This is a genomic window from Streptomyces boncukensis (assembly GCF_011045075.1).
Taxonomy (GTDB): domain Bacteria; phylum Actinomycetota; class Actinomycetes; order Streptomycetales; family Streptomycetaceae; genus Streptomyces; species Streptomyces boncukensis.
In genome coordinates this window covers 1-11,907 of record NZ_JAAKZZ010000213.1, presented here as the reverse complement: position 1 = coordinate 11,907, position 11,907 = coordinate 1, and the positions used below count along the sequence as shown (strand labels likewise).

Sequence of the window (11,907 nt, the reverse complement as noted above, 5' to 3'; positions counted from 1 at the left end):
CCCCCGGCACCTGCCGCGCGAGGGCCGCGGCGAACCGCTTCAGCAGCCAGTCCTCGTCGTCCGGGCGCGGGCAGGACAGCACGAGCGCGACCTCCCCGATCCGGACCGAGCTGGTCAGCGACGAGAGCCCGGCCGCGCGCACCGTACGCGTGAGGGCCGCCACGAACTCCCGGTCCCGCCGGAACTCCTCGGATGAACCCGCGGCCGCGCCGGCGGCGTACCGCACGGCCACCGGGAGGTACAGCGCGCCGGGCCGCAGCCCGACGGCGCGGGCCCGCACCAGCGCCTCCGCCTCGGTTCCGGCCCGCCCCGCCACCAGCTCGCTGATCAGCCCGCTCTGCGCCCGCAACGCCACGTCCGCCTGGCTCTGCTCGGCCATCAGCCGCAGCGTCAGCGCCTGCGCGGCGCGCTCCAGGACCATGCCGAGGCGCCGGCCGTCGCCGCCGGACGGCCGCGCCCTCCCCGGCATCACCAGCCGTCCCCAGCGCTCCCCGTGCACATCCACGGGCGTGTGCCGCCACTCCTCGGCCGCCAGCCGGGCGCGCCGCTCCCAGTCGGCCAGCAGCTCGGTCCCGGAGTCGAGCGGGCCGGGCGCGGAGGCGAGCACCCGGTGCGCCACGTCCTCGTACACCACAGCGGCGCCCGCCAGCTCGGCCGCCCGCGCGACGATGACCTCCGGCGGCGCGGCCTCCAGGCTGAGCGCCGTGAACACCTCGTGCGCCCGCTGCGCGAACCGCACCTCCTCGTACTGCTCGTTGACGATCCGGCGGTGCACGGCCTCGGTGACCTCCACGAACCGCACGGTGCCGCCGAGCAGCACCACCGGGAAGCCCGCCCCGGCAGCCGCCGTGCGCAGCAGCGCCGCGAAGCCCCCGCCCGTGTCCCGGTCCGTGTCCCGGTCCGTGTCCCCGCCCGTGTCCCGGTCCGTGACCCGGTCGGTGTCCGGGCTCGCGTCCGCGTCCGGCGGCTCGATCACGACGCCCGCGGCGCCCGCCGCCTCCAGGTGCCGCAGATAGTCGCCGGCCCGCGCCGGGCCGCCGCGCAGCGGGTCCGCCGTGGTCAGCACCAGCTCGCCGCCGCGCAGCAGCCCGGTGAGATCGGTCAGCTGGCTGACGTGGACCCAGCGGACCGGCCGGTCGAGCAGTCCGTCGCCCGCGAGCACCTGGGCGCCGGCCCGGCGGACCGGATCGAGTGCGAGGACGTCCCGGATCGTCGGTGGCATTTACACACTGTAAGACATTTCCCGGGATGGCTGACACCCTGTACGACTGCCGGAGCCGGGGCCGCTCCCACCATGGGCGGGGCGGCACAGAGCCGTCCGCGAGGCCGCGAGAGCGAGAGACCGGGGAGCGCCGATGACCACCACCATTCCGCACTGGGTGCACGGTGAGCCGTACCTGCCCGAGCCGCCGGAGCGCACCGGCGAGGTGTACGACCCCGCCACGGGGGCCGTCGGCGCCACCGTGGCGCTGGCCGGGGACCCGGAGGTGGCCGCGGCGGTCGAGGCCGCGGAGGCCGCCTTCCCGGCCTGGCGGGACACCTCGCTCGCCCGCCGCACCCAGATCGTCTTCGCCTTCCGGGAGCTGCTGAACGCCCGCAAGGCCGAGCTCGCCCAGATCATCACGGCCGAGCACGGCAAGGTGCTGGACGACGCGCTGGGCGAGGTCGCCAGGGGCCAGGAGGTGGTGGAGTTCGCGTGCGGCGTCGCGCACCTGCTCAAGGGCGGTATGACGCAGAACGCCTCGACCGCGGTGGACGTGCACTCCGTGCGCGAGCCGCTGGGCCCGGTCGCGGTGATCAGTCCGTTCAACTTCCCCGCCATGGTGCCGATGTGGTTCTTCCCGCTCGCCATCGCCACCGGCAACACGGTGGTGCTCAAGCCGTCCGAGAAGGACCCGTCCGCGGCGAACTGGCTGGCTCGGCTGTGGGCCGAGGCGGGGCTGCCGCCGGGCGTGTTCAACGTCGTCCACGGCGACAAGGCCGCCGTGGACGCGCTGCTGGAGCACCCCCGGATCAAGGCCGTGTCCTTCGTGGGCTCCACGCCCATCGCACGGTATGTGTACGAGCACGGCACCGCGCACGGCAAGCGCGTCCAGGCGCTCGGCGGCGCGAAGAACCACATGGTGGTGCTGCCCGACGCCGATCTGGACCTGGCCGCCGACGCCGCCGTGAACGCGGGCTTCGGCTCGGCGGGGGAGCGCTGCATGGCCGTCAGCGCCCTGGTCGCCGTGGGCGGCATCGGGGACGAGCTGGTCGCGAAGGTCGCCGAGCGCGCCGCGGGGCTGCGCACCGGCGACGGCCGCCGCGGCAGCGACATGGGCCCGCTGGTCACCGGGGCGCACCGGGACCGGGTCGCCGGCTATGTGGAGGCGGGCGCAGCCGAGGGCGCGAAGGTCGTGCTGGACGGCCGGGAGACCGTCGCCGACGGCGGCGTGGACGGGCCGCCCGGCGGCTTCTGGCTGGGGCCGACGCTGCTGGACCACGTCACACCGGACATGTCGGTCTACCGGGACGAGATCTTCGGCCCCGTGCTGTCGGTGCTGCGCGCGGGCACCTTCGAGGAGGCGGTCGCCCTGGTCAACGCCAACCCGTACGGCAACGGCACGGCCGTCTTCACCAACGACGGCGGTGCGGCCCGCCGCTACCGCACCGAGGTCGAGGTCGGCATGGTCGGCGTCAACGTGCCGGTTCCGGTGCCCATGGCGTACTACTCCTTCGGCGGCTGGAAGAGCTCCCTGTTCGGCGACACCCACGCGCACGGCGCCGAGGGCGTGCACTTCTTCACCCGGGGCAAGGTCGTCACCTCCCGCTGGCCCGACCCGAGCCAGCGCGGGCTGCGGCTCGGCTTCCCGCAGAACGACTGACAACGAGACGAACGACGAAGGAGAGCACGCCCATGAGCGGCACGGCACCCGAACCGGCACCCGAACCGACCCCCGAGCCGAGCCTTGAGGCGCGGCGCGCCTACGAGCTGGACCGCGCCCACGTCTTCCACTCCTGGTCCGCGCAGGCCGAGCTGGACCCGATGGTCGTCACGGCGGCCGAGGGCAGCTACGTGTGGGACGGCGCCGGGCGGCGGCTGCTGGACTTCTCCAGCCAGCTCGTCAACACCAACATCGGCCACCAGCACCCGCGCGTGGTCGAGGCGATCCAGACCCAGGCCGGGCGGCTGTGCACCGTCGCGCCGCAGCACGTCAACGACCAGCGGTCGGAGGCCGCGCGGCTCATCGCCGAGCTGGCGCCCGGCGACCTGAACCGGGTCTTCTTCACCAACGGCGGCGCCGAGGCCGTGGAGTACGCCGTCCGCATGGCCCGGCTGCACACCGGGCGGCACAAGGTGCTCTCCCGGTACCGCTCGTACCACGGCGGCACCCACACCGCCGTCAACATCACCGGCGACCCGCGCCGCTGGCCCAACGACCAGGGCGCCGCCGGCACCGTGCACTTCTTCGGCCCCTTCCCGTACCGCTCGCCGTTCCACTCCGCGAGCCCGGAGGAGGAGACGGAGCGGGCGCTGGAGCACCTGGAGCAGCTGATCGGCTTCGAGGGGCCGGACGCCATCGCCGCGATCGTGCTGGAGCCGATCCCCGGCACGGCCGGGATCATGCCGCCGCCGCCCGGCTATCTGACCGGGGTGCGGGAGCTCGCCGACCGGTACGGCATCGTGCTCATCGCGGACGAGGTGATGTCCGGCTTCGGGCGCACCGGGCGCTGGTTCGCGGTCGACCACGACGGGGTGGTGCCCGACCTGATGACCTTCGCCAAGGGCGTCAACTCCGGCTATGTCCCGCTGGGCGGAGTGGCCATCAGCGAGCGGATCGCGGCGACGTTCGCGCACCGGCCGTTCCCCGGCGGGCTGACCTACTCGGGACATCCGCTGGCGACGGCCGCAGCGGTCGCCACCATCGAGGCGATGCGGGACGAGAAGACAGTGGAGAACGCGGCGCACATCGGCGAGGCCGTCCTCGGTCCGGGCCTGCGGGCCCTGGCCGAGCGGCACCCGAGCGTGGGGGACGTGCGGGGGCTCGGCGTCTTCTGGGCGGTGGAGCTGGTGGCGGACCGGGCCACCAAGGAGCCGCTGGCGCCGTACGGGGGCACCAGCGTGGCGATGGGCGAGCTGGTCGCCGCGTGCAAGGCGGCGGGTCTGCTGCCGTTCGTCAACTACCACCGGCTGCACGCCGTCCCGCCGTGCACCGTGAGCGAGGCGGAGGCCCGCGAGGGCCTGGCGCTCCTCGACCGGGCCCTGGAGACCGCCGACCGCCATGTGAGGGCGCACTAGGGGCGCGGGGCTCGTGCCCCTAGCGGCTTCGGCACGGGGCGCGTGCAACCACCGCGAGGGCCGCAGCCCGCAGGGCACAGCAAGGGGCGGCCCCTGCCCGGCGGGGCGCGACATCCCCCGCCCGGCGTCGTGCCAGGGCACGGGGTTGACGGGGAGGGCGGGCGCCCGGTGGCGGATCGGCGTGGCGCGGGGGACCCGTCCCGCACGGCTCCTAGGGTGCGCCGTGGCTCTGAGTTCCAGGGCGCCCCCCGCCCGCTGCGATCCGAACAAGGTGTACGTACGTGCAGACCGATTCCGCAGACCGCCGACTGGCCCGCGACCCCGTCGCGATCGTGGGACTCGCCGGAATGTTCCCCAAGGCCCGCGACGTGGCGGAGTTCTGGGACAACGTCGTCACCGGCCGGGACTGCTTCGAGGAGGTCCCCGAGGCGTGGTGGAGCACGGACGAGCACTACGACCCGGACCCCTTCGCCGAGGACCGGACCTACTGCCGCCGCGGCGGGTTCCTGAGGCCGGTGACCTTCGATCCGCGCGAGTTCGGGATGCCGCCGAAGAGCGTCGATTCGGTGGGGCTGGTGCAGCTGCTGAGCCTGATGGTGGCCAAGGACGTGCTGGCCGACGCGTCCCGCGGGCGGGAGGGATGGTTCGACCCGGAGCGCACCGGCGTGGTGCTCGGCCAGTGCGGGACCAACACCACGGTGATCCCGCTCGCCTACCGGCTCCTCGCCCCCGACCTGATCCGTGCCAGTGTCGCCTGCGGCATCCCCCGGGAGCAGGCGGAGCGGGCCCTGCGGATGCGGCTGGCCTCCCTGCCGCCGTGGACCGAGGACTCCTTCCCCGGTGTCCTCGGCAGCATCGTCTCCGGCCGGATCGCCAACCGGCTCGACCTGCGGGCCGCCAACCACACCGTGGACGCGGCCTGCGCCAGCTCGCTGGCCGCGCTCCGCTCGGCCGTCGACGAACTCCTCAGCCGCCGGGCCGACGTGATGCTCACCGGAGGCAGCGACGCGGACAACTCGATCTTCACCTTCGTCTGCTTCAGCAAGACCCCCGCGCTGTCCCTGAGCGGCCAGGCGCGCCCCTTCGACGCGGAGGCCGACGGCACGCTGGTGGGGGAGGGCGTCGGCATGCTGGCGCTCAAGCGCCTCGACGACGCCGAACGGGCCGGGGACCGCGTCTACGCGGTGCTGCGCGGCCTGGGCAGCTCCAGCGACGGCACGGGCCAGAGCATCTACGCGCCCTGCGGCACCGGCCAGCTCGCGGCGCTGCGGCGGGCCTACGAGGACGCCGACTGCCCGCCCGGCTCGGTCGAGCTCATCGAGGCGCACGGCACCGGCACCCCGTCCGGGGACGGTGTCGAACTGAACGCGCTGGACGAGCTGCTGGCCCTGCCCGACCAGCGCCGGTTCGCCGCCGTCGGCAGCGTCAAGTCCCAGATCGGCCACACCAAGGCGGCGGCCGGAGCCGCCGGGCTGATCAAGGCGGCGCTGGCGCTGCACCACAGGCTGCTGCCGCCCACCATCAACGTGGACACCCCCCACTCCGCGGTGACGGGCGACGACAGCCCGCTCTACCTCAACACCGCGGCCCGCCCCTGGATCCGCGACGGCGGCCGGGGCGTCCGGCGCGCGGGCGTCTCCGCGTTCGGCTTCGGCGGGGTGAACTACCACGCCGTCCTGGAGGAGTACGCCGGCGCGGACGACCGCCCCGGCCACGCCCTGCACCGCACCCCCGCGGCCTGCCTGTGGCACGCGCCCGACCCGGACGCGCTGCGCGAGCGCCTGGAGCGCGGCGAGGCGCCGGACGACGGCCCGGTGCCGGCCGGGCACGCGCGGATCGGCTTCGTGGCCACGGGCGCGGAGCACCGCGACGCGCTGCTGGCCACGGCGGTCCAGCAGCTCCGGGTGAACCCCGGCCACGACAGCTGGAGCCACGCCCGGGGCCTGAGCTACCGCCGCCGCGGACTGCCCCCGGAGACACGGTGCGGCGCGCTCTTCTCCGGCCAGGGCAGCCAGTACGTGGAGATGGGCCTGCACGCGGCCTTGGCCATGCCCCCGGTGCGTGCCGCGTTCGACGCCGCCAACGCGCACTTCCCCTCGTCCGACAGCCTGGCCCGCACCGTCTTTCCGCCGCCCGGCGAGGGGGAGCGGGAGGCCGTCGAGGAGCGGCTGCGGCGTACGGCCTACGCGCAGCCGGCGATCGGCGCGCTCTCGCTGGGCCAGTACCGCTGGCTGAGCGAGCTGGGGTTCGCCCCGCACGGCCTGCTCGGCCACAGCTTCGGGGAGTTGACCGCGCTGTGGGCGGCCGGGGTCTGGGACGACGCGACGTTCCTGGCGCTGGCCCGCGCCCGCGGCCTGGCCATGGAGCCCCCGCCGGGCGACGAGGGAGACGCCGGCGCCATGGCGGCCGTCCGGGCGCCGGAGAGCGAACTGCGGCAGGTACTGGCCGAGCACCCCGAGCTGACGGTGTGCAACCGCAACGCGCCCGACGAGTGTGTGGTCGGCGGGCCGGTCCCGGCGGTGGAGCGCTTCGTCCGCGCCGGCTTCGCCCGCGGGGTCCCCGCCCAGCGGCTCCCGGTGGCCGCCGCCTTCCACACCCCGCTCGTGGAGCACGCGGCGGAGGCGTTCGGCGCGGCGTGCGCCGAGGCCGCGTTCGCGCCGCCCGAGCTGCCGGTGTACGCCGGCACCGCCGGGGCCGCGTACGGCCCGGAAGCGGACGCCAACCGCCGCACCCTCGTCGAACAGCTCCGCCGGCCGGTGGACTTCGCGATGCGGCTGGAGGAGATGTACGCGGACGGGGTGCGGGTCTTTGTGGAGTTCGGCCCCCGGAGCGTGCTGACGGGGCTGGTCGAGCGGACGCTGGGCGACCGCGGGGTGGAGGCCGTCGCCTGCGACGTCGTCGGCGGGGGAGCCGACAGCGCCGCGGCCCTGAAGGAGGCCGCGGTCCGGCTGGCCGTGCTGGGCCTGCCGCTGAGCGGCATCAACCGCTATGACGCGCCGGCGCGGGCCGAGCGCCCCGCGCCGTCCGCCGTCGCCCGCACCCTCGAAGGCCCGCTGTTCGCGGCGGAGGCCCGGCGGCCGGACTACGAGAAGCAGCTCGCCGAGGCCGCCGCCGCGCCCGCCGCCGCCGCGACCGAGGCCGGCGGGTCGGCCGGACCCGCGGACCCCGCCGCGCCCGCCGTCGCGGCCCGCGCGGCCCCGGAGGAGACGGGGGACCGGGGGGTGCGGGAGGCCGCCGCCGAGCCGCTCGCCCGCGCCGCCGCCGAGCACCTGGCGGCACACACCCGCTATCTGGACGGCCAGTTGCACACGGCGGACCAGCTCACCCGGGTGCTCAGCGAGAGCGCCGCAGGGGGCCGCGTGGACGCGGAGCTCTCGGCCGCGGTCCACGCCGTCGCCGAGCACAGCGTGCGGCTGGGCGAGGTGCACGCCAGGGCTGGGGACGTCGTCGCCCGGCTGCTCGGCGCCCCGGGCGCCGACCCGGCACCGGCGGATTCCCGGCGGGCCGGGGTACCGGAGCCCGGGGCGGCCGAGGCGCCCGCCGTCCCGGAACGCCTCCCGGAACGCCTCCCGGAACGCCTCGCGGACGGGCACGCGCCGGAGTCCCGGGAGCGGCCCCGCGAGGAACCTCCGGAGCGCCGGGAGGCGGACGGGGCGGAGCGGTCCGGGTCGGCGCTCGCCGAGCTGTGGGCGGCGGAGCACGGCGGCGGACGGGCCGAGCAGCTCCCGCTGGACCCCGCCGAGCTGGACCCCGCCGAGCTGGAACGCGTCTTCCGGGACATCGTGGCCGAGAAGACGGGCTACGACGTCGACATGATCGAGCCCGGTATGGACATCCAGGCGGACCTGGGCATCGACTCGCTGAAGCAGGTGGAGATCGGCTCGGAGATCTGGCGCCGCTATCCGGTGGTCAGCCGGAGCGAGCTCTACCGGTTCAGCACGGCCCGTACGGTGCGCGAGCTGACGGACATGATGCACGAGGCCCTCACCGGTTCCGGACCCCAGGGCGGGTTCGCCGACCCGGACAGCGGCCCCCGCGAGCTCGGCCGGGCCGTCGTCGGACTGCGCGAGACGCCCGCCCCCGATGTGCGCGCGGACGCCTATCCGGAGCGGCCGCACGCCCTGCTCCTGGACGACGGCGGCGAGCTGGGCGCCGCGCTGGAGGCGGCACTGGCCTCCCGGGGGTGGCGGACCAGCCGCCTGCCCCTGGACGGGGAGGAGGCCGGGTTCGCGGCGCGCCTCGCCGCGCTGCTGGCCGACGAGCCCCGCCTCGACCTGTGCGTTCTGCCGTTCGGCCGTACCGCCCCCGATCCGGACGCGGACCCCGTGGAGGGCATGGCCGGGCGGCTCCGGCAGGCCGTGCTGGCGGCGAAGCACGTCTGCCCGGTCCTGCGGGAGGCGGCGGGCGCCCACCGGGCCGGGCTGGTGACGGTGACCCAGCTCGACGGGGCGCTCGGATACGCCGGATCCGGCGGCGACCCCTCCCACGCCCTGGCCGGCGGGCTCGGCGGCCTCGTCAGGACGGCGGCCCTGGAGGAACCCGCCCTGTTCTGCCGCTCGCTGGACTTCGCCCCGGGGCTGCCGACCGAGAGCCTGGGCGACGCCTTCCTCGCGGAGATCGCCGACCTGGCCACCGACCTGTACGAGGTCGCCTGGGACGGCACGCACCGCCGTACGCCCTGCCTCACCCGGCACTCCGCCGCGCCCGCTGCCGTGCCCGCGCCGCGCACGGGGCCGGACGCCGCCGAGCGCGACACCGGTGACCCGGCCGCGCTCACCGAGCAGGACCTGCTGCTGGTCACCGGCGGGGCCTCCGGCGTCACCGCCTGGTGCGTCGCCGCCCTCGCCCGCGAGCACCGGTGCGGCTACCTCCTCCTGGGCCGGACGCCGCTGACCGGCGAGCCCGGCACGGGAGAGGCGGAGGCCGACACCGCCCAGCGGCGGATCCGCACCGCACTCGACGAACTGCGCGCACACGGCGCCGAGGCCGAGTACGTGGCCGCCGACATCCGCGACCCCGCGGCCGTGGCGCGCGCCCTCGCCCCGTACGCCGCACGGATCACCGGCGTCGTCCACGGCGCGGGCGTCCTGGGGGACAGCCCGCTCGCCGAGATGACGGCCGAGTCCGTCGCGCCCGTGCTGGACACCAAGCTCCGCGGGCTCCAGCACGTCCTCGGCGCACTGGATCCCGGGCGGCTGCGGCACCTGGTGCTCTTCTCCTCGGTGGCCGGTGTCTGGGGCAATATGCGCCAGGCCGACTACGCCCTGGCCAACGCCGCGCTGGACCGGTTCGGGTGCGCCTTCCGCACGGCGCACCCGAACTGCCGGGTCCTGCCGATCGCCTGGGGGCCGTGGACCGGCGGGATGGCGGAGTCCGTCCAGGAGCTGTTCACGGGCTGGGGCGTGCCGGTGCTGACCCGGGAGGCCGGGTGCGCGCACTTCGTGGAGCTGATGAGCGCCCCGGAGCACGGGGCGGGCGGCGTCGCCCTCGTGGGACCGCTCGGGCCGCTGCACCGCCGCGTCGACGCGCTGCCCGCCGCAGGCGTCACCGCGCACCGCTCGCTGACCGGCCTCGACGACGAGCCGGTGCTGCGCGCCCACCGCTTCGGCGACGTACCGGTGCTGCCGATGACGGCCAGCCTCGGATGGGCGCTGCACGCCGCCGAGCGGGCCCACGGCGGCCACCAGCCGGTGGTCGAGGTCCGCGACTTCCGCATCGCCAGGGGCATCCTGCTCGGGGGCGGGCGCCCGGACGCGTTCCGCGTCCACCTGGCCCCGGAGCCGGACTCCGGCCCCGACGCCGTGCGGGTGGCCGTCCGCGACGCCGCCGGCCCGGAGGGACGGCTCCACCACGAGGGCGTCTTCCGGCGAGCGGAGCGGTCCCCCGAGGCACCGCGGCAGGACCTCCCCCCGTTCGAGATCGCCGAGGAGCCGCACCCCTGCTACACGGACGGGCGGCTCTTCCACGGAGCGGCCCTGCGCGGGCTGCGCAACGCGCTCGTCGAGGAGCCCGGCAGGATGGTGGTCGCCGCCCGGATGCCGGATCCCCCGCTCGGCGCGGGCGCCTTCGGCGGCCTGCTCTACAGCCCGGCGCTGGCCGACCTCCTGGCGCAGGCGGCGGGACTGGCGATGATCCGGCACGCGCAGGCCGACCCGGCGCCGGTCCCGGTGGGCGTGGAGCGCGTGGAGCTGTTCGCGCCGCTGCCGGACGACGAGCCCTTCGCGATCGCGGTGGAGGTCCTGCCCGACGACTCCCCGCTCATCTCCCGCGCCACCGTCACCGCGTGCGCGCCCGACGGGCGGGTCTACCAGCGGTGGCACGGGGTGCGCGCCCTGCGGGCCGAACCCGCGGAGATCGTCCGGGGCGTCGACGCGAAGGGCGCCGTCGCGACCCTCGCCGCCGACCAGGGCCATCGGGGGTGAGCACGGTGGAGGAACTGCACTTCGAGGGCGTCCCGCTCGGCGGCCTCGCCGCCGCCCCGTCCGGCACCGGGCCCGCCGCCGGGACGGCCACGGCACCAGCGCTCCCCGCGTCCCCGGCGGCGCTGTCCGTGCGGCTCGCCGAGTCCGTGCAGCGGGCGCACGCGTCGGTGCTCGACGCCCACCGCGCGATCGGCGCCCGACAACTCGCCCGCACCGCCCTGCACGCCCGCGGCACCCCGGAGAACCGCGATGACAGGGATGAATCCGGCGCGTGCGACGGCCACGACGGCTGCGATGGCCGTGACTGCCGCGACGGCTGCGGCGGCTGCGGCGGTAGCCACGGCCGCGACTGTCGCGATGGCCGCGACTGTTGGGACGGCCGCGACGGTCGCGATGGCGGCGACGGCCATGACGGCCATGACGGCCGCGACGGCCGCGATGGCCGCGATGGCCGCGACGGTGGCGATGGCGGCGACGGTGGCGACGGCGGCGACGGTCGCGACGGCCGCGACGGCTGCGACGGCCATGACGGCCGCGACGGTTGCGGCGGCTGCGACGGCCATGACGGCCGCGGCGGTTGCGGCGGCTGCGACGGCCATGACGGCCGCGATGGCGGCGATGGCGGCGATGGCGGCGATGGCTGCGACGGACGCGATGGCCGCGATGGCGGCGATGGCCGCGATGGCGGCTACGGCTGCGACGGCCGCGATGGCTGCGATGGCTGCGGCGGCTGCGGCGGCTGCGACTGTTGGGACGGCCGCGTCGAATGTGGCTGCCGTGAGGGCCGCGACGAATGCGGCATCTGCGATGGTCGCGATGGCCGTGACTGCTGCGGCGGCCGCGTCGAACACGGCTGCCGCGAAGGCCGCGACAGGCGCGATGGCCGCAACAGCCACGGCAGCTACGGCGGCCACGGCGGTCGCGACGGCCACGGCGGCCGCGTCGAACACGACGAACACGACGGCGCTGTCGCCGTCCTGCGTGCGGCGGCTCGTGCGCTGGGCACCGGTGGGCCGGGCCCGGGGCCCGGCGCGTTCGAGGTGCTGTGGCACGGCACCGTGCCGGACGCCGTCGGCGGGCTGGCCGTGCGCCCCCTCGGGCAGCCGCCGCGGTGCCGGTGGCGGGTGTACGAAGGGGACCGGGCCGTCGCCACCGTTACCGGTCGCCCGGCGGCGCCCGCGTCGCCCCCGCCGGACGTCCCCCGCT

General features: G+C 76.3%; 5 protein-coding genes. 3 read left to right on the top strand and 2 right to left on the bottom strand.

Annotation, left to right across the window (positions count from 1 at the left end; all coding sequences use genetic code 11):
• A partial coding sequence (locus G5C65_RS20105) for a PucR family transcriptional regulator ligand-binding domain-containing protein (protein WP_165300273.1) occupies positions 1–1,222 on the bottom strand: 1,222 nt, incomplete at its 3' end.
• Positions 1,223–1,355: 133 nt separating this feature from the next.
• Between G5C65_RS20105 and G5C65_RS20100 the strand changes: the two genes are divergently transcribed.
• The 3 genes from G5C65_RS20100 to G5C65_RS39385 all read left to right on the top strand — a co-directional run bounded on the left by G5C65_RS20100 (position 1,356) and on the right by G5C65_RS39385 (position 10,701).
• The gene (locus tag G5C65_RS20100; protein WP_165300272.1) at positions 1,356–2,864 is read left to right on the top strand and encodes a CoA-acylating methylmalonate-semialdehyde dehydrogenase; all 1,509 of its coding nucleotides are present in this window, start codon (positions 1,356–1,358) and stop codon (positions 2,862–2,864) included.
• 32 nt (positions 2,865–2,896) lie between these two features.
• On the top strand, positions 2,897–4,279 hold the full coding sequence (locus G5C65_RS20095; RefSeq protein ID WP_165300271.1) for an aspartate aminotransferase family protein: 1,383 nt from the start codon (positions 2,897–2,899) through the stop codon (positions 4,277–4,279).
• A 281-nt stretch (positions 4,280–4,560) separates the two neighbouring features.
• Positions 4,561–10,701, top strand: coding sequence for a type I polyketide synthase (locus G5C65_RS39385; protein WP_165300270.1), 6,141 nt, complete (start codon positions 4,561–4,563; stop codon positions 10,699–10,701).
• On the opposite strand, the gene G5C65_RS38615 is transcribed toward G5C65_RS39385, so the two are convergent.
• Positions 10,584–11,907, bottom strand: a 1,324-nt coding sequence (locus G5C65_RS38615) for a hypothetical protein (RefSeq protein ID WP_206442036.1), incomplete at its 5' end; no start/stop codon positions are given. The two genes, G5C65_RS39385 and G5C65_RS38615, sit on opposite strands and share 118 nt — an antisense overlap.